The sequence below is a fragment of the Streptomyces sp. NPDC059679 genome (assembly GCF_042734105.1).
GTDB lineage: Bacteria > Actinomycetota > Actinomycetes > Streptomycetales > Streptomycetaceae > Streptomyces.
Genome location: NZ_JBHWES010000075.1, coordinates 1 through 17,130, shown reverse-complemented (window position 1 = coordinate 17,130; position 17,130 = coordinate 1). Strand labels below are relative to the sequence as shown.

The window sequence follows — 17,130 nt, the reverse complement described above, 5'->3', positions numbered from 1 at the left end:
AACAGCAATCCCAGCAGACACCGAAGAAGACGACATTACGGACATCAAGGACATAGGGAGAGCCTACTTACGGTCCACCCCAGTGACCGTCAGCCCAGCGGCCGCCGGGCCCCACCAACCGAAAATCACCCGCAGGGCCATCGTGTGACCCGCTCCCCGATGCCGTCGCCATCGTCCACGTCGCCGCCCAGATCACGCAGGAGCCAAAGCCCCCTCACACGGAAAGAAAAGCGAACCAACGAAATGCGGGTGCCGCAGTTCGGACCGGCAGCTCGACTCTGTCGGGGATCTTGGTGCCGCAGAGGTCAGCCGCCCAGGGTTCGCCAGGACTTCGGCTGGGGTATCTCGCGCTGGTCGAGGTAGTTCTGGAAGGCAGTCGGTCGGCGGGGCGTGGGGGCTTCTTCGGTTGGTGGCAGTCCGCTGAGGCGCTCGATGTTGACGGCGATGGCCGTCAGGACGTGCTGGATGTGGGCCTTTCCCTGTCCTCGGTAGCGGCAGCGTCGCATGCCATATCCGTGGGCGAACTCGTTGACCGTGCCTTCCACTCCGGAGCGGACCGCGTAGCGGGTCTTCCACTCGGGTGTCTGTTGCTCGGTGCGGACGCGAAGTTGCAGGTCGCGGAGTTCTCGTGGGGGAAAGCCCACGGTGCGGGTGTTTTCGCGGGAGGTGGTGCATTGGGTGCGCGCCGGGCAGGGCTGGCACTGGCTTTTGGTGAACCTGGCCACGATCAGCGGGGCCGCTGTGGGGGAGGAGGTCGGGTAGGGGCCGTGCCAGCCTTGGCTGACCTGGCCCTGGGGGCAGGTGACCTGCTGACGGTTGTAGTCGATGTGGAAGTCGTCCCGGGCGAAGCCCTCGTCCCGGCGGCGCTGACGGGTGGGGTTGCTCCGCAGCGGTCCAGAGACGGTGACCTGGTGTTCACGGGTGGCTTGTTCCAGGTGGGGCAGGGAGGTGTAGCCGGCGTCGACCAGGTGCTCGGCGGGCAGGAGTCCGCGGCGGGAGAGGCGGGTGTGGATGCCGGGCAGGACCTTGCTGTCGTGGGTGCTGGCCGCGGTGGTGGCCACGTCCGTGATCACGTTGGGGCCGTCGGGAGCACAGGTCTCGGTCAGGTGAGCGGAGAATCCCTTCCAGCTGATGATGTGTCCGTGCCGTGCGTAGCGGGCCGAGGTGTCGTAGGGAGAGACGACCGCCCGGGACGAGGGCGGCAGCCCGGGTCCGCCTTCCTTCTCGGCAGTGCGCCAGCGCAGGTGGCCTGCGGCGTCACGGTGGTAGTTCTGCACCATGATCTGGCGCAGGGCCTGGATACGAGGGCCGGACGCGCGGTCTGCTCCGTGCCGGTAGAGGTGTTCCAGGAGCCGGACGGCGTCGTTTCCAGTGGCAAGGATCCTGGTCTTGGGCTTGGTGGGGTTCTTGCCCAGGCGGACCGGTCGGCCGTAGCGGCGCCCCCAGCCCTCATCGACCAGCTCGTCCAGCAGGTGAGGGGAGATACCGGCGACCTCTTCCAGTGCGGCGCGGACCGCCTCGGTGATCAGCTCCAGGCGGGTCAGGTCACGCACCGCGGACAGGACATGGGTGGAGTCGGTGCGCTGGGTGGTGCACTCGTGCACTAGGCCGGCCTCCTTGAGGCGCGCTAGCGCGAGGTCGAGGAGGCGGTCAGCACGGTCGCCTTCGGCGAGACGATCGCGGAAAGCGGCCAGCACGCTGTGATGGAACCCGGGGTCATCCAGCTCCATGGCCATCGCGTACTTGAAGTCGATGCGGCAGCGGACCGCCTCGGCGGCCTGCCGGTCCGACAGGCCGAGCAGGAACTGCAGCACACAGACTGCAGCACACAGACGGTGGCCAGTTGAGCAGGCGAGCCTTCACAGCCCGTCCAGCCGGTCTCTCACCCATATCGCCGTCGTGCCGCCCGGGTTGCTCGCCCGCGCGACCTGCGCAGTCAGAGACGGGACCTGCTCACCGGAACGTGGGCGGAGGGACCACGGGCGCCTCGACAACTGCATCGGCCATCGGAACTACCCGAGCATGCCCGTTGACCATGCTGCCGCACCGCAAAACTCCAAGATCACCGACAGAGTCAAGCTCAGTGGTCGGGTCGCCCGGGGGAATCTCACCCCCGGGCTCCCACAGAACGGAGCGTGACGATCTCTCGTCACTCCGCTCTTGTCATCCTGATCACCAGAAGCCCGGTGTCCATGCCCAGTGGGCGAAGTGCCTGGGGTGCTGGCGGGTGACCCGTTTCCAGCACGCGTGGGCCTTCTTGAACTTCCGGAGCCGTCGGTACTTCTTGCGGATCCATCGCATCAGGTAGGCGTTGATGCGCCGCAGGAGGTGGTGCAGTGCGGAGCGGTAGTACGCGCCGTAGTACTGCATCCAGCCGCGCACGATCGGATTGATCCGCCGTGCGAGCTCGAAGAAGGTGAGGTGCATCCGCATGTGAAGTCGCCAGGAGCGGACTTCACTGCCGATCTTCTTCAGGGCGTCCTTGCTGATCGCGGGCAGGAAGTTGGTGAAGTTCACGCCGTACCTGCTCCGCGCCTTGCGGGCCTGGAACGTGAAGCCGAGGAAGGTGAACGACGTGTACTCGTACGAGCCGCGCCGCTTGCCGTCCTTGCAGTACACGATCCGGGTTTTGTCGGGATGCAGTCGTAGCCCGACCTCTTCCATCCTGCTCCCTAGCGCCGCCAGAACCTCGCGGGCCTGGCGCTCGCTGACGCAGTGCACGACCGCGTCGTCGGCATAGCGTTCGAACTGGATGCCCGGGTAGGACTGGGTCAGCCAGGCGTCGAAAGCCCACGGTCAAACGGGTTCGCCGAACGATGGATACGCACAGCCCGCGCCGAGTGCACCGATCGCCTCCTCATCACCGGCGAACGACATCTGCGCACCGTTACCACGTATGCCCAGCACTACAACGCCAGACGGCCCCACCGCAGCCTGGACCTACGAGCCCCAGACGACGACCCGAACATCATCCCCCTGCCTGCCGGCACAGTCAGGCGCCGACAGGTGCTCGGTGGACTGCTCAACGAGCACCACGCCGCCCCGACCGCCTCACCATCGACAGAGAACGCCCAGCTCAGCAGCCTGATCGGATTAATGACACCCTTCAGGCCGACCGCTGAGTCCGGTGCAGCAGGTGCGACTGTTCGGTAAACCGTCCGCGTAATCCATCTGATAGGAAAGCAGGGTGATCGATCTCGACGAGGAACAGCACCGCATCACTGGTGACGCCGCCGCTGCCACCTCCTGGATTGAGGACTCCGAGTTGCCCCACGAAGACAAGGCAGCGCTATGGCAGTTCGTCGGCCGGTTTCCATCGCTACGGTTTGCCCGGGAGGAAGACGCCCTGTTGGACCACTACGAGGCGATCGATCAGGTCACGCTGCCGACCTGGTTCCGCGTGTCGCGATCGACCCTCGCTGCCATCGAGCCCCACTCACGTCTTCGGATCGACGCCTTCCGGTTCAACGGCTCACCGCGCGAGACGCCGGGCGAGGAGTACTACGCGATCAGTCCCGGATACATTAACGAGGAGATCCGGGAGCTCCTCTTCGATCAGGCGCACGTCTATCTGATCGGGCAGTGGTTCAGCACCGACCGGTCCTGCCTGGCCATCGACCTCGAAAACCCGAATGACCGGCGGATCTTCGAATTCGCGATGGAAGATCTGATCGACGACGACATCGCGGGCCGCCCCCTCCGGGAATCATTGGCCCCGGTCTTCGCCTCCTACGCGGACCTGCTCGGGCACATCGTTGAGGTGCGGCTGCCGGACGGCGACGTCGTTGCCGCAGCGATTTAGTGCCGCATCAGCCGAGGTTTACCTCGCTCGCCGCCCTGGCATGGCTAGGGCGTCCGTCAGCGGCCCCACCGAGGCGACTCCAACTGGCCCCATCCGGGGGCGTTCGGAGGCACTGAGGGGTAATGGCGAGGCGAAGGCCCCACCTGTGGTATTGCGGTGGGACGGTGGATGTGGTCCGCCGAGGGTGGGTGCTGTGGATGTCCTTGTCCAAGCAGGAGCTGTTCGACCGGATCCGCCGGGACATCTGGCAACAGCAGCTGTCGATCCGGGCCTTGTCGAAGAAGCACAGCGTCCATCGGCGCCTGGTACGCGAGGCGCTGCCGCCGGGGCCCCGGCGGGCCGTCGGCCCGGGGAGCAGAGCTACCCCATGACGAAGGGCAAGGATCCCGGCGTTGTTCGCGACGGTCGACCGGCCCAGCGAAAGAAGGCAGCCCAGCAGTCGGCAGAAGATCAGGTAGAGCAGCCACAGGCCCACATTTACTGATCATTCCCATACGTGGACGATCACAAAGCCGCAGGTCAACGACCATACGGCAATAAAGACACCCTTCAGGGACGTTTGACCAGCAGCGATGAATAACCGAGCCCCACAGCATCGCGAACGCCCGACCGCTACACCCACTGCCGACACCAATCGACGATCCGGACAAGCTAAGCCACCTCGACATACGACGCCACGACCGCCTTGGCGGCATCCTCCACGAATACAGACATGCCGCGTGACCTGCACGGACGAGGTATTCGGCAAGCGCAGTGTCATGCCCGTCGGTGATCAGGTGGCGTTGGCATCGGTAGGTGTCTGCGGCAGTCGGCGCTCCAGTCGCAGCATCAGCGCCGAGCCCAGCGTGGCGAGGAGGCCCACGGCGAGCCAGGGAAGCAGCCGATTCTGGCTGAAGAGCAGGCCGAACAGACTGGGTGCGACGATGCTTGAGCAGGCAAAGGAGTACTGGAACGCCGCCAGGTACGTGCCTCGCGACCCGGCCGGTGTCGCATCTGCGGCGAGCGCGTTCGACGCGGGCCCGTAGGTCATGTCCGCGACCGAGAAGCACACCACCACGACCGCCAGGAACGGGACCAGCGCCCCGGACGGCATCAGGACGGCCGCCGCGGACGCGGCGCACCACAGTGCCCACAGCCAGCCGCCCCACGCCATCGCTCGGGCGCGGGTGCAGCGGCGGCGGACGAAGCGGGTGACGGCTGCTGTACAGGTCGCCAACAGCATTGTGTTCACGGCCAGCAGGGGCCCGGGCGCCCAGCGCGGCCCGGACAGGCCCTGAACGACGTAGACAGGCAGGGACAGGGCCAGGAACGTGCTACACATGGCGAAGATCGTGCAGGTCCCGATCAGCGCCAGGTAGGGCCGGTCCCGCAGCAGCGCGCGGAGGCCGGAGTGGCCTTCGGCCGGCGGCAGGGCGTGCGGGACGGGCGGCACGGCGAAGACGACCACCAGCGAGGCGGCGAGGAACGCCAGTGCGCTGCCGAGAAGCAGCGCGTCGTAGACGCGCGCGGAGTCGATGGTGAGCAGGGCGCCCGCGAGCAGCGCCCCACCGCCGGAGCCCACTTCCCGAATCATCCCGGTCCAGGCGAACCAGTGGTCCTTGGCGTCCGCCCCCTCGGCGTCCGCCTGGTCGGCGATGAGTGTGAAGACCGACGACCAGTAGACCCGTAAGCCGGCCGTCGCCACCAGGACGGCGACCACCAGCGAACTCGCGCCGGAGACTGTCAGGTAGATCAGGAAGCCGAGTCCTTGGAGCGCCTGGCCGCCGGCCACCATCGGCCGCGGCCCGAGCCGGTCGACCAGCCGTCCGATGGCGATCGGCACCGGCAGAGTCACCGCGGTGGCCACGCTGACGAGCAGACCGATCGTCGCCAGGCTCAGGTCCGTGACCTTGAGGAAGTACAGCAACGACAGTGGCAGATACAGGCCCGTGCCCAGTGAGTCGATCGCCACCGCCGCCAGCAACGGCCAACTCCTGCGGCCACTTCGTGTCGAGCCGACTTCCATTGCTGCCCGTGTCACCTCAACTCCTTTTCCTTACAGGGCGTCGGCCGTTCGGCCGCGCTGATCAGTCGAACCACCGCTCCAACTCGAGTACCACGCCGTCGTCCTCCGCCGCCGCGGTGACCGCGTCGGCGGCATCGCGGACGTCCTGGGGAGCCTGCGCCACCGCGACGCCGCGGCCGGCGAACCGCAGCATCTCGATGTCGGAGCGCCCATCGCCGACAGCGAGCACATCCGCACCGCTCACGCCGAGTTCGGCACAGACGTGGCGCAGACCGGACGCCTTCGAGACGTCGGCCGGTGTGAGGTCCAGCCACGCCGACCAGCCGACGGCATGGCCGGCACCCGGCAGGTCCAGTTCGGCTGCCAATCGGGCGAAGTGCTCAGAGGACGCCGCGGGGTCGCGGACGATCACCCGGCTGGCCGGTTGGGCGAGGAGGTCGTCGAGGCCGGCTAGGATCATCTCGCCGGGCAGTTCGCCCGCAGGAAACGGCGCGGTGAGGCGGTAGCCGATGCCCTGGTCCTCGACCGCGACCAGAGCCGACGGGCACTGGCCGAGGAAGGCCCGCACGGCAGGTCCCGCATCGAACGTCTCTTGGCGCACGATCTCCAGCGGTGCGTAGCGGCAGAGCATCGCGCCGTTGCTCGCCACTATCCACATCCGCTCGCCGTTCTGGCCGTACAGGTTGAGCCGGTCGGCCACGCGGGTCATTCCCTGAGGTGAGCGGCCGGAGCAGAGCACGACGTGGGCACCGGAGTCCAGGGCGGCGCGCAGCACCTTGAGGATCCTGCTGCCGGCCGGCTCGGCCGTCTCCTCCTCGCCCTCGGTCCAGGCCGGGAGCGTGCCGTCGATGTCGAGCGCCACCAGGCGCGGCCGCCCTATCACGTCGGCTCCACGAGCACGCGCAGGAACGTGGCCAGCACCACCGACGAGACCGGGCCGTCGTCCCCGGCTTGCGCGAGCGCGGATCCGAGGGAGAACGACCGGGCGGCACGCCTCCCGAACGTCTTGCCGTAGCCGCGCGGTGTCACGCCGCTGGACGGGACGACTTGCACCTTGTCCGACCGTGTGCCGTCCAGCGTGATGGCGTCCGCATGGAACGGGTAGTGGGCCGCATCGGCTTGCCCGAGAAAGTGAACCTTCGACACTGCCCTTGCCGGAAATCTCATCCGTGCAGGTCACGCTGCATGTCGGTATTCATGGAGGATGCCGCCGAGGCGATCGTGTCGGCGTATGTCGAGGCGGGCTAACGTGTCCGGGTTGTCGATGGCTGGGGGCAAGGGGTGTAGCGGTCTGGCGTTCGCGATGCCTTGGTGTGGTCGGTGTCCGTTGTAGAACTGCTCGTACTCGCGCAGGGCGGCGAGGAGATGTCGTTGGTTCCAGATCAATGTCCGGTCCAGGAGCTCGCGGCGACAGGTCTGTATCCAGCGCTCCGTGATCGAGTTCATTCGTGGGATCTGGATGCCGCTGAGCACGACGTCGATTCCTGCGTCCTTGAGGATGGCATCGAACAGTTCGGGGAACTTCCTGTCCCTGTCCCTGATCATGAACCGTGCGCGGCAGCCGAGGTCTTCGAGGTCCATGACGAGGTTTTTCGCCGCTTGCGCTACCCAGGAGGCGATCGGATGCGCGGTCGCACCCAGGACGCGGATCCGGCGACTGCTGTGTTCGATTACCACGAGCACGTACATCCGTACCCCCGACAGGGTGACTGTTTCCATGAAGTCGCAGGCCAGCAGGGCATCAGCCTGGGAGCGAAGGAAGGTGGCCCAGGTACTGGAGTTCCGCTGGGGTGCTGGGTTGATGCCGGCCTCCTTCAGGATTTCCCGGACGGTGGACGCGCCCACCTTCACGCCCAGCACGAGCAGCTGGCCGTGCAGGCGCCGGTACCCCCAGCCCGGGTTCTCCTTCGCCAGGCGTAGCACCAGAGTGCGGATGGAGCGCATGGTGCGTGGTCGTCCCGGGCGTTTGGGTGGGCAGGAGGTGGCATGGCGGCGCGCGACGAGGTTGCGGTGCCAACGCAGCACCGTGTCGGGGCGGACGAGCAGCCGTAACTGTCGCAGGACGTGCAGTGGCAGCCGGTGAAGCAGCGCCGTCAGAAAGGCCCGATCGCTCGGCGTGAGCCGGATCTTGTCCTTGCCGAGTTGGCGTTCCAGCACGGTGATCTGGTGGCGCACGGCGAGGATCTCGGCGTCCTTGTCCCGGTCGGTCATCGGCAGCAGGCGAAGCATCGCGAACGCGTTCGTCACACCCAGGTAAGCCAGTCGCAGCAGCACGATCGATCATTCTGACGCGCTGACAGCAGCTGCGCGAGAGCGCCGGCTCAGACGACCGCGACCAGATTTCGGGAAACCTGATGCATCGGCCCCTACCAGGGCGGATGAGGTTTCTGGCAAGGACAGGCCCCTACCTGGAACCGACCACAACCCCGACCCCCACTCGCCTGACGGTCGACGTCTGGGCGGACGTGCTCTGCCCCTGGTGCTACCTGGGCGAGGCGCGCCTGAGCCGGGCGATCGAGATGTCCCCGCACGCCGAGCACATCGAGCTGAGGGTGCACACCTTCCAGCTCGACCCGCAGGCCCCGGCCACCGTCGTGCCGACGCTGGAGTACCTGGCGGGCAAGTACGGGGCGGCCCCCGCGCAGGCCCGCGCGATGGAACAGGGCATGGCCGACAAGGCCGCAGCCGAGGGCCTGCGCTACGAGGTCAACCGCCCGGCGAGCAACACCCTCGACATGCTGCGCCTGGTCCACCTCGGCAACGAGCACGGTGTCGCCTTCGACTACTTGCGCGCCATGCAGGCGGAGGTCTTCAGCGGCGACGACGCCGCCTTCGCCCCCGACACCCTGGTCCGGCTCGGCGAAGACCTCGGCATCCCCGCCGACGCCGTCCGCGAGGTGCTGGCCACCAACCGCTACGCCGACGCGGTACGCGCCGACCACGACCAGGCCGTGCGCCTGGGCGCCACCGGCGTCCCCTTCACCGTGCTCGGCGAGCGCCTCGGCATCCCCGGCGCCGTCAGCACCGCTCAGTACACGGCCGCCCTCGACCAGGCATGGGAGCAGATCCATGGCTGACCCCACACCCGTCGCACCCGCGCTCGTGACGTTCCTCCACGGCGAGGCCGAGGGCCTGTGCGACCCGGCCACCGGCTTCTGCGTCGTCCCGACCACCCCGGCGTCTGGCACCGCCCCGGGCGAGAGCGCCAGCGCCGCCGCCCCCTCCGACGGAGAAATGGCCGGCCTCCCGAACAGCGGCTGACGCCCCCCGGGGCGCCACCGGCACTCCTTCATCCGCTGCCCGGCCCGCCCAGGGCAGCCACCCACGCAACCCCTCACGGCAAGGAGCCACAACCAGCATGAGCGGCAAGATCTTCGTCACCGGCGCGAGCGGACAGCTCGGCACCGCGGCCATCGACCACCTCCTCACCAAGGCCGCGCCCGGCCAGGTCGTCGCCCTCGTCCGAGACCCGGCCAAGGCCACCGCGCTCAAGGAGAAGGGCGCCGAGATCCGCGTCGCCTCCTACGACGACACCGACGCGCTGCGCGCGGCGCTGCACGACGTCGCCAAGGTGCTGCTGGTCTCCTCCAACGACCACGGCCGCCTCTTCGAGCAGCACGTCAATGTCATCGACGCCGCCCAGCGCGCCGGGGTCGGGCACCTCGTCTACACCGGCACCGCGGTCAAGGACGCCGACACCTCCCCCATGGGCCCCATGCTCCTGGCGCACTTCCGCACCGAGGACCACCTCAAGAACAGCGGCCTGGGCTACACCATCCTGCGCAACACCATGTACCTCGACGTCCTGCCCGTCTTCAGCGGCCCCGCCCTCCTCGACCATGGCATCCACCTCCCCGCCGGCGATGGCAAGGTCCCCTTCGCGCTGCGCCGGGAGATGGGCGAGGCCGCCGCCAACGTCCTCCTGAAGGACCGGCCCACGAACGCGACGTACCACCTCACCGCACCCGAGTCCGTGACCTTCAAGGACATTGCCGACGCCCTGTCCCGGCAGACCGGCAAGACCGTCCCCTTCACCAGCCCCGACCCCTGCGCCTTCGAGGACAGTCTCCGCGCCGCTGGCGTCCCCGAGCCCGGGGTGAACGTCCTGTCCGCGTTCGTCACCGACATGCGCGAAGGCCGCTACGACATCGTCACCCCCGACCTCGCCACCCTCCTCGGCCACACCCCCGCCACCCTCACCGACGGCCTCAACGAGGTCCTCGGCCTCTGACAGGCCCCGCCACCGCGTACGACGCGGGCCCGGGGCACTGTGCGGACCCGCGCAGTCCTCGCGGCCGTCGTCGTCCTCGTCCAGTCCTTCGGGCAGCGGCCTGTCCTGGACGACGTTCTTCATGACGATGGTGGAGGTCAGGCGCTGGACGCCGGGAAGGCGGGCGAGCTTCTGGTCGTAGAGCTGCTGGAACGCGGCCAGATCGGTGGTGGCGACGCGGAGGAGGTAGTCGGGCTCGCCAAAGGGGCGTTGCGCCTGTAGCACGTGGGGGACGGCGGCCACGGCTTCTTCGAAGGTGCTGACGGTGTCGGGGTCTTCCCAGCGCAGGGTGGCAAAGACGACGGCTTCGAAGTTCAGGCCGACGGCGGCGGGGTCGACGATCGCGCGGTAGCCGCGGATCGCCCCTTCACGTTCGAGGTCGCGCAGCCGGCGGTGGCAGGGCGAGACGCTGAGCTGCACCCGGGCGGCCAGGTCGGTGACGGTCAGACGGCCGTCGAGCTGCAGCTCGGTCGCGACGGCGACGGCACCACGTTGTTCAACCGGCTGAAGAGGCCCGCGCAGGGGCCGAGCTGGTCGCACTTCAAGAACTTGACCAAGCGGCTGGAGTGGGTGGACGGGCTCGGCGACACGGACGTGTGGATGGACGGGGTGCCCGCTGGGAAGGTCACCGACTTCGCCGGGGAGGCGGATGCCGCCGACGTGGCGGAGCTGCGGGACTACCGGCCCGTCAAGCGCCTCGCGCTGGTGGCGTGCCTGGTGCACAAGGCGCGGATGCGGGTCCGTGACGACCTGGCGACGATGTTCTGCAAGCGGGTGGCGACGAAGGTCAAGAAGGCGAAGCAGGAGCTGGAGGAGATCCGGCTGGCCGAGCGGGAGATCGTCGAGGCCCTGATCGGTAACTGCCGCACGGTGCTGAAGGACATCGACGCCGACGGCCCGGCCCAGGCCGCGCTGGTCAAGGCCGCGGCCATGACCGCCGAGACCCGGCAGGCGCTGGACGGCCTGGACGAGGCGGCATCCCTCGATGAGGTGGCCCAGCGGCTGGATGGGGAGGTCTCCCCGGCTCTGCTCGCCCTGGCGAAGGCCCTGGTGGTGCAGGCCAGGGGCTTAAGCGCGGTCACCCAGACCGTGGAGGAGTTCGGCGGGTTCGACAAGCAGTACGAGCAGATCGAGAAGGTCTCCGCCCATCACGGCAACTTCTGGGAGGTGCTGCTGTACGGGCAGATCGGCCGGGACCGGGCGGTGATGTTCGACCTCGCGGAGAAGTTGGAGTTCACCGCCACCAGCGAGGACGGGCGGGTGCTGGACGCGCTCGCGCACGCCCGGCGGCACCAGGCGGCCCGCGGCGAGTACATCACCGCCTTCGACGAGATGGGCCAAGAGGTGGACATCTCCTTCGCCACCCAGAACTGGCGCAAGGCCGCGTGCGACAAGACACGCCCGGGGCAGTTCGTGCGCAAGCACTTCGAGCCATGGTCTTCACACCCCTCGCCGAGGAACTGCGCACCGGCGACGTCGCGGTGGTCGGCTCCGAGGAGTACGCCGACTGGTCCAAGCAGCTGCTGGAGTGGGAGGCCGTGCAGGAGAAGCTGGGCGCCTACCTGGTGGAGGTCGGCCTCTGCGAGGAGGGCGAGACGGCCGAGTTCGACGCCGGATTCTTCCGCCGGCAGCTGGAGGACAAGCTGCGGGATGCCGCCGCGGCGGCGGACGCCGGATACCCGGACAACGAGGGCCTGATCATCGACCCGGAGACGGGCATCCCGTCGCTCAAGCCGCACCGCTCGGAGGGTCAGCGGCCCTCGGCCAAGCGGCTGGAGGAAGAGATCAAGGCCAGGATGCCGGAGCGTTCCCTGATGGGCATCCTGGCCCGCACGGCGTACTGGGTGGAGTGGTGGCGCCACTTCGGGCCAGCCTCCGGCAACGAGCCGAAGCTGGCCGACCCGTTCGGCCGCTACGTGATCACGACGTTCGTGAAAGGCACGAACATGGGCCCGTACGAGGCCGCCCAGCACATCCCCGGCGTGAGCGGGCACGAGCTGTCGTACACGGCGAACCGGCACTTCTCCATCGTGCTGCTGAACGAGGCGGTCGCCGACCTGGTCAACGCCCATGCCCAGCTGGACATCTCTCAGGCATGGGGCGACGGCACCGCGGTCGCCGCGGACGGCACCCACATGGACACCTACCTCGACAACCTGCTCGCTGAGACGAGCGTCTGATACGGCAAGCCGGGCGGGATCGCCTACCACCACATCCCCGACACCTACATCGCGCTGTTCACGCACTTCATCCCGTGCGGGGTGTGGGAGCCGGTCTACATCATCGAGGGCCTGCTGAAGAACACGTCCGAGGTGAAGCCCACCACGGTGCACGCCGACACCCAGGGCCAGAGCTTCCCGGTGTTCGCGCTGGCCCACCTGCTGGGCTTCGACCTGATGCCCCGCATCCGTAACTGGAAGGACTCGACGTTCTACCGGCCCAGCAAGCAGAGCGAGTACGTGCACATCGACGCCCTGTTCGGAGAGCCGGGAAGGAACGTGATCGACTGGGACCTGATCGAATCGCAGTTCCGGCACCTGATGCGGGTGGCCGTCTCGGTGCGCGAGGGGGCGATCTCCTCCTCCACGCTGCTGAAGCGGCTGCGGTCGGGCTCCAAGAAGAACGCCACGTACGCCGCGTTCCGCGAGGTCGGCCGCGTGATCCGCACCGTGCAACTGCTGCGCTACCTCTCCGACGCGCCGCTGCGCAGGCGGGTTACCGCGGCGACGAACAAAGTCGAGTCGTTCAACCGGTTCTCCCAGTGGGTCGGCTTCGGCAACCGCGGCGTCATCGCCGACAACGACCCGGTCGAGCAGGAGAAGGCAATGAAATTCAACGCTCTGCTCACGAACGCGGTCATTTTTCACAATGCCCTGGACATCGCCGAGATCGTCCGCCAGCTGCTGGAGGAGGTCTGGACGATCGATCCGGAGGACCTGGCGCGCATCTCGCCGTACTTGACCGAGCACATCAACCGGTTCGGCGAGTACAGCACGCACGAACTCGGCATCCAGCCCGAGGCGTAAGACCCGAAGCTGGACGTGGACTTCGCCCCGCTGCGCGAGGCGGACCCGGCCGCGGCCGGCTTCGGTCAGGCCGCCTGAAAGGCCGCGGCCGGTGACGGCAGCATCGTCCGCTGGCCGGTGTTGCCCCCAGGATCGGCGTGCTGATTCAGGCTGAGTTCTTCGACTACGACTCGCGGCCTTGGGTGCGCAGGTGCTCGTTGATGCGCCGGGCTTCTTCGAGCTGGTCTTCGAGGATGACGATGCGGCAGGCGGCTTCTATGGGGGTGCCCTGGTCGACGAGTTCGCGGGCTCGGGCGGCGATGCGCAGCTGGTAGCGGGAGTAGCGGCGGTGGCCACCTTCGGAGCGCAGCGGGGTGACCATGAGGTGTTCGCCGAGGGCGCGGAGGAAGGCGGGGGTGGTGCCGAGCATCTCGGCGGCCCGGCCCATGGTGTAGGCGGGGTAGTCGTCATCGTCGAGATTGTCGACGGGACGGGAACTGGCAGGGGGCATAGACCTCTTCTTCCAGGGGACACGTCGGGGGGCCCGGGTGCCGTACGGCACCCGGGCCCCGAGCTTTCAACACCATCTACCGGCGAACTGCGCCGGCCTTCTTTGTCCGCAGGTTCCGCCTGGGAGGGCGGGGCTGCGGGGATCGCGGATGCGTGACCGGGGACCACCTTCCAATCCGAGGCCTGCGGTACCCGGGCGGACTTCTTCCTCGCCCGGGCGATCCTGATGGCGTCTGCTCCTTTACCTTCGGCTACACGGTCGTACTGCTGGATAACGCGGGTACTGCTCGCAGCCCCCGTGGGGCGTCCTGCTTGACCTGCATGCGCGGCAGTTCATCTCTGCCGTGCCCTTCTCGACTTCCTGGGTACACGGAAAAAATAACCCTGCGACGAGCCAATGTCTACTGTGACCGCGACAGATTTTCTTCAGGTTCGATGCGTGTACTTCTGCCGCAAACGCACCTGCATGAGTGATGCCCGGCGCGAACCCACGAGGCGCGGACGAGGAAGCTGGCCATCCTCTACTAGCTGTGTGTGCTGGTCAGCTGGCGGGATGCGCTGCGTCGGCGGGAGATCTGGGTGCCGGGGGCGAACCGGTGGCGTAACCCGGAGGACGATCTGCCGCCGGACTTCGAGGGCAATCGGGGGTTCACCCGGGGGCGGAGGCCGACTGGGCTGTTGCGGGGCACCGGGCGGGGTCAGGGGGGAGTGAGGGCGTCGAGCCGGGCGGCGAGGTCGGGGTGGGCGGCGGCCAGGTGGGGGCGGGCGGCGGCCAGGGGGGCGATGAGGTCGGCGGGGTCGTTGTGGGCAAGGGCCGCGTGCAGCTCATTGAGCGGGCGGCGGGCGGCGGGGGGAAGGTCGGTGAGGGCGGTGATCTGGCCGGCGAGGCGGCGCAGGTCGGCCGCATTGCGGCGGGCCCAGGTGGCGGTGTTGCGGTCGGCGGCCCGGGCCTGACGGGTGGCCGTCACGCGCTGTTCGCCGGTGGTCCCGGCCGGGCCGGGGCGGCCGCGCAGGTAGCGGCGCTCGGCGGCCTGGCGGCTGGCGACACCCAGGGGAGAGGCGAGGTCGGCCCAACTGGCGCCCGCGTTCCGGGCCGTTTCGATCAGGCCGGTCTCCCATCCGGCGAGCCGCTCACGTACCTGCCGCAGCAGCATCAGCGAGGCGAGGGCCTGCTCCGGGGCCGGCCCGGCGCCGAGGGTGTCGGGGGTCTCGTGCTGGGCGTCGCGCAGGGCGTCGTCTATGGCTTTCAGGGCCGCCGCGGCGGCGAGGAACGACGCCGGGCTGTGGGCGTCGGTGTCGGTGGAGACCGGCTGGTCGGGTGCGGTCACGGGCACCTCCCTCGGGTTGTCATCATGTAGACGACATCGCGTTTGTCATCCATTGGATGACATGTTACAACGGTGTCAGTGAGGCGCATTGGCAGTAACTGCCTGAACCTGCTGGAGGTGTTTTCACGATGTTGATGCGCACTGACCCGTTCCGTGAGCTGGACCGGCTGGCGCAGCAGCTGATGGGCCCGGGCACCTGGTCGAGGCCGTCGGCGATGCCGATGGATGCCTACCGCGAGGGTGACGAGTACGTGGTGGCCTTCGACCTTCCCGGCGTCAGCGCGGACGCGATCGACATCGACGTCGAGCGGAACATGCTGACGGTCAAGGCGGAGCGCCGGCCGGTGGCGAAGGCCGACGACGTGCAGATGGAGCTGTCCGAGCGGCCGCTGGGCGTCTTCTCCCGCCAGATCGTGCTCGCCGACACCCTGGACACCGAGCGCATCAAGGCCGACTACGACGCGGGCGTGCTGACCCTGCGTATCCCGATCGCCGAGCGTGCCAAGCCCCGCAAGATCTCCATCGGCGTCGGGACCGGCCACAAGGAGATCTCCGGCTGACACCGGCCGGACAGGTGCGGAGGACGGGCATCTGATCTCCCCCTCACCCCGTCCTCCGCACCCCGTGGGCAGGCCGAAGAACAAGAAGGGGCGGCGGCGAGATGACTCTGCGACGCGAAGCGTTCCTCGACCACGTGAAGGAGCGCGGCGAGTACGGCACTGTGGAGGAAGCCGAGCGCGCGGCCCGTGTGGTGCTCGCCCTGCTCGGCGCGCATCTGGTCGGCGAGGTTCGCGCCCAGCTCGCGGCACGTCTCCCGGAGGAATTCGCCCTGATCCTGCTCAACCCGCTGCAGAGCGCCGAACCGCTGCCCCCGGAGCGGTTCGTGAGGGCGACCGCAGCCTGGATCGAGGGCGCCACCGAGCAGACCGCGACCTGGGACGTCAGCGCCGTGCTGTCCACGGTCGCCGACACGGCCGGCGAGGACCTGCTGGGGCAGATCCTGCTCCAGCTCCCCGCCGACTACGACCTCCTCTTCGGCCGCCCCCAGCCCACCTGACCCCTACCTCGGTGCCACACACCCGCACCGCTCCACGAAAGGCATGCACCGCAGTGATCACCGACGTGCGCGTACCGGCTGAGCGCCAGCAGCCGTACTCGACGGCGTATGAGCAGATGCTGGAGAAGGTCCGCTACGAAGGCGCCTACCCCACCCGCGAGAGAGCCGAGGAAGCCGTCCGCCTGGTTCTCGCGGGGCTGGGACGCCAGCTGACCGGCGACGAACGCGTCCACCTGGCCGCCTGCCTGCCCCTGGAAGCCGCACGTGTCCTGACCGCACAGGTCCCCGACACCCAGCCGCTGACCGGATGGGCCTTCGTCAAGGACCTCGCCGCCCGCTCCGGCGCCTCCCTGGCCACCACCCGCTGGGACACCGGCTCCGTCTTCGCGGCCGTCGCCGCCCACGTCGGCCCCGACCTCATCACCCGCATCCTCCACCAGCTCCCCACCGGCCACGCGCTGTTGTTCGGCCGCGCCGAACTCACCTCCGCCGCGTAAACGGCGTCTGCACCCCGGGGCCGCAACAGGATCCCTCCGGCGGCCCTTGGCGAAGTCCCCGATCCGCGCGATCGGGGACTTCCGCCTTCGCTGTGCATTGATGACCGTCTCGGGCGGTGTTTCTCATAAACGGTCCTTTGTCGGAGCAAGATCGATAACGGCCCTGAAGGGTGTCAATATTCCAATCAGGCTGCTGAGCTGGGCGTTCCCTGTGGATGGCGAGGCAGCGGGGGTGGCATGGTGTGGTACTCGTTGATCAGTCCGCCAAGTACCTGGCGGCGCCTGACCGTAGCAGCGGGCAGGGGGATGACGTTCGGTCGTCGTCGGGTGCTCGCAAGCCGAGGTTGCGGTGGGATCGTCCGGCGTTGTAGTGCTCGGCGTAGGTGGTGAGGACCGTGCGCAGGTGTCGTTCGCCGGTGATGAGGAGTCGGTCGGTGCATTCGGTACGGGCTGTGCGTATCCATCGTTCGGCGAACGCGTTTGACCGAGGGCTTTGCGGCGGCGTCGGGACGACGGCTGTGCCGTTGCCGGCGAAGACGGCGTCGAACGCGGCGGTGAACTTGCTGTCCCGGTCACGGATGAGGAACCGGAAGCACCCGGCCCTGTCTCCGAGGTCCATGAGCAGATTGCGGGCGAGTTGGGTTACCCACGCACCG

General features: G+C 68.3%; 18 protein-coding genes and 3 pseudogenes. 11 read left to right on the top strand and 10 right to left on the bottom strand.

Annotation, left to right across the window (positions count from 1 at the left end; genetic code table 11):
* Positions 1-305 precede the first annotated feature (305 nt).
* Positions 306-1,814, bottom strand: coding sequence for an IS1182 family transposase (locus ACFV2X_RS46415; protein WP_385628181.1), 1,509 nt, complete (start codon positions 1,812-1,814; stop codon positions 306-308).
* Positions 1,815-2,172: 358 nt separating this feature from the next.
* On the bottom strand, positions 2,173-2,775 hold the full coding sequence (locus tag ACFV2X_RS46410) for a group II intron maturase-specific domain-containing protein (protein ID WP_385628233.1): 603 nt from the start codon (positions 2,773-2,775) through the stop codon (positions 2,173-2,175).
* Here ACFV2X_RS46410 and ACFV2X_RS46405 point away from each other — a divergent pair.
* The 4 genes and pseudogenes from ACFV2X_RS46405 to ACFV2X_RS46390 all read left to right on the top strand — a co-directional run.
* Entirely contained in the window at positions 2,716-3,153 is a 438-nt protein-coding gene (locus ACFV2X_RS46405; RefSeq protein WP_385628179.1) for an integrase core domain-containing protein, read from the top strand. The two genes, ACFV2X_RS46410 and ACFV2X_RS46405, sit on opposite strands and share 60 nt — an antisense overlap.
* A 34-nt stretch (positions 3,154-3,187) precedes the next feature.
* Positions 3,188-3,802: a hypothetical protein gene (locus tag ACFV2X_RS46400; RefSeq protein ID WP_385628177.1), complete on the top strand. Its 615-nt coding sequence runs from the start codon at positions 3,188-3,190 to the stop codon at positions 3,800-3,802.
* Between the two features lie 197 nt (positions 3,803-3,999).
* Positions 4,000-4,173 (top strand): hypothetical protein, encoded by a 174-nt coding sequence (locus ACFV2X_RS46395; protein ID WP_385628175.1) that lies wholly within the window; start codon positions 4,000-4,002, stop codon positions 4,171-4,173.
* A 214-nt stretch (positions 4,174-4,387) separates the two neighbouring features.
* Positions 4,388-4,525: pseudogene (locus ACFV2X_RS46390) on the top strand (integrase); the annotation flags it as partial.
* A gap of 49 nt (positions 4,526-4,574) precedes the next feature.
* Here ACFV2X_RS46390 and ACFV2X_RS46385 read toward each other — a convergent pair.
* The 4 genes from ACFV2X_RS46385 to ACFV2X_RS46370 are packed head-to-tail and all read right to left on the bottom strand — an operon-like array spanning position 4,575 to position 8,081.
* Positions 4,575-5,822, bottom strand: a complete 1,248-nt coding sequence (locus tag ACFV2X_RS46385) for an MFS transporter (protein ID WP_385628174.1) — start codon at positions 5,820-5,822, stop codon at positions 4,575-4,577.
* Between the two features lie 46 nt (positions 5,823-5,868).
* Entirely contained in the window at positions 5,869-6,690 is an 822-nt protein-coding gene (locus ACFV2X_RS46380) for an HAD family hydrolase (protein ID WP_385628171.1), read from the bottom strand.
* Positions 6,687-6,953 carry a hypothetical protein gene (locus ACFV2X_RS46375; protein WP_385628169.1) on the bottom strand — a complete coding sequence of 89 codons (267 nt, stop codon included), beginning with the start codon at positions 6,951-6,953 and terminating at the stop codon, positions 6,687-6,689. The genes ACFV2X_RS46380 and ACFV2X_RS46375 overlap by 4 nt, the downstream gene beginning before the upstream one ends.
* A 30-nt stretch (positions 6,954-6,983) precedes the next feature.
* Positions 6,984-8,081: an integrase core domain-containing protein gene (locus tag ACFV2X_RS46370; RefSeq protein ID WP_385628167.1), complete on the bottom strand. Its 1,098-nt coding sequence runs from the start codon at positions 8,079-8,081 to the stop codon at positions 6,984-6,986.
* 104 nt (positions 8,082-8,185) lie between these two features.
* On the opposite strand from ACFV2X_RS46370, the gene ACFV2X_RS46365 reads away from it, so the two are divergent.
* From ACFV2X_RS46365 to ACFV2X_RS46355, 3 genes are all read left to right on the top strand, one after another.
* Positions 8,186-8,884 (top strand): DsbA family protein, encoded by a 699-nt coding sequence (locus tag ACFV2X_RS46365; protein ID WP_385628165.1) that lies wholly within the window; start codon positions 8,186-8,188, stop codon positions 8,882-8,884.
* Positions 8,877-9,068: a hypothetical protein gene (locus ACFV2X_RS46360; protein ID WP_385628163.1), complete on the top strand. Its 192-nt coding sequence runs from the start codon at positions 8,877-8,879 to the stop codon at positions 9,066-9,068. Before ACFV2X_RS46365 ends, ACFV2X_RS46360 begins: the two co-directional genes overlap by 8 nt.
* Positions 9,069-9,165: 97 nt before the next feature.
* Positions 9,166-10,038 (top strand): SDR family oxidoreductase, encoded by an 873-nt coding sequence (locus ACFV2X_RS46355; RefSeq protein ID WP_385628161.1) that lies wholly within the window; start codon positions 9,166-9,168, stop codon positions 10,036-10,038.
* Between the two features lie 90 nt (positions 10,039-10,128).
* Here ACFV2X_RS46355 and ACFV2X_RS46350 read toward each other — a convergent pair.
* Positions 10,129-10,599, bottom strand: a pseudogene (locus tag ACFV2X_RS46350) (Lrp/AsnC family transcriptional regulator); the annotation flags it as partial.
* 911 nt (positions 10,600-11,510) lie between these two features.
* Here ACFV2X_RS46350 and ACFV2X_RS46345 point away from each other — a divergent pair.
* Positions 11,511-13,103: pseudogene (locus ACFV2X_RS46345) on the top strand (transposase).
* 163 nt (positions 13,104-13,266) lie between these two features.
* On the opposite strand, the gene ACFV2X_RS46340 reads toward ACFV2X_RS46345, so the two are convergent.
* Positions 13,267-13,593 carry a helix-turn-helix domain-containing protein gene (locus ACFV2X_RS46340; RefSeq protein ID WP_385628159.1) on the bottom strand — a complete coding sequence of 109 codons (327 nt, stop codon included), beginning with the start codon at positions 13,591-13,593 and terminating at the stop codon, positions 13,267-13,269.
* 697 nt (positions 13,594-14,290) lie between these two features.
* Positions 14,291-14,920: a type III effector protein gene (locus tag ACFV2X_RS46335; protein ID WP_385628156.1), complete on the bottom strand. Its 630-nt coding sequence runs from the start codon at positions 14,918-14,920 to the stop codon at positions 14,291-14,293.
* A gap of 128 nt (positions 14,921-15,048) precedes the next feature.
* Here ACFV2X_RS46335 and ACFV2X_RS46330 point away from each other — a divergent pair, with 128 nt between their 5' ends.
* The 3 genes from ACFV2X_RS46330 to ACFV2X_RS46320 all read left to right on the top strand — a co-directional run bounded on the left by ACFV2X_RS46330 (position 15,049) and on the right by ACFV2X_RS46320 (position 16,474).
* A complete protein-coding gene (locus tag ACFV2X_RS46330; protein WP_385628154.1) occupies positions 15,049-15,480 on the top strand; it encodes an Hsp20/alpha crystallin family protein in 432 nt (143 codons plus the stop codon).
* 101 nt (positions 15,481-15,581) lie between these two features.
* Positions 15,582-15,977, top strand: coding sequence for a DUF2267 domain-containing protein (locus ACFV2X_RS46325; protein WP_201858700.1), 396 nt, complete (start codon positions 15,582-15,584; stop codon positions 15,975-15,977).
* Positions 15,978-16,030: 53 nt separating this feature from the next.
* Positions 16,031-16,474, top strand: coding sequence for a DUF2267 domain-containing protein (locus tag ACFV2X_RS46320; RefSeq protein ID WP_385628152.1), 444 nt, complete (start codon positions 16,031-16,033; stop codon positions 16,472-16,474).
* A 256-nt stretch (positions 16,475-16,730) separates the two neighbouring features.
* On the opposite strand, the gene ACFV2X_RS46315 is transcribed toward ACFV2X_RS46320, so the two are convergent.
* On the bottom strand, positions 16,731-17,130 hold a 400-nt coding region (locus tag ACFV2X_RS46315; protein ID WP_385628149.1), incomplete at its 5' end, for an integrase core domain-containing protein.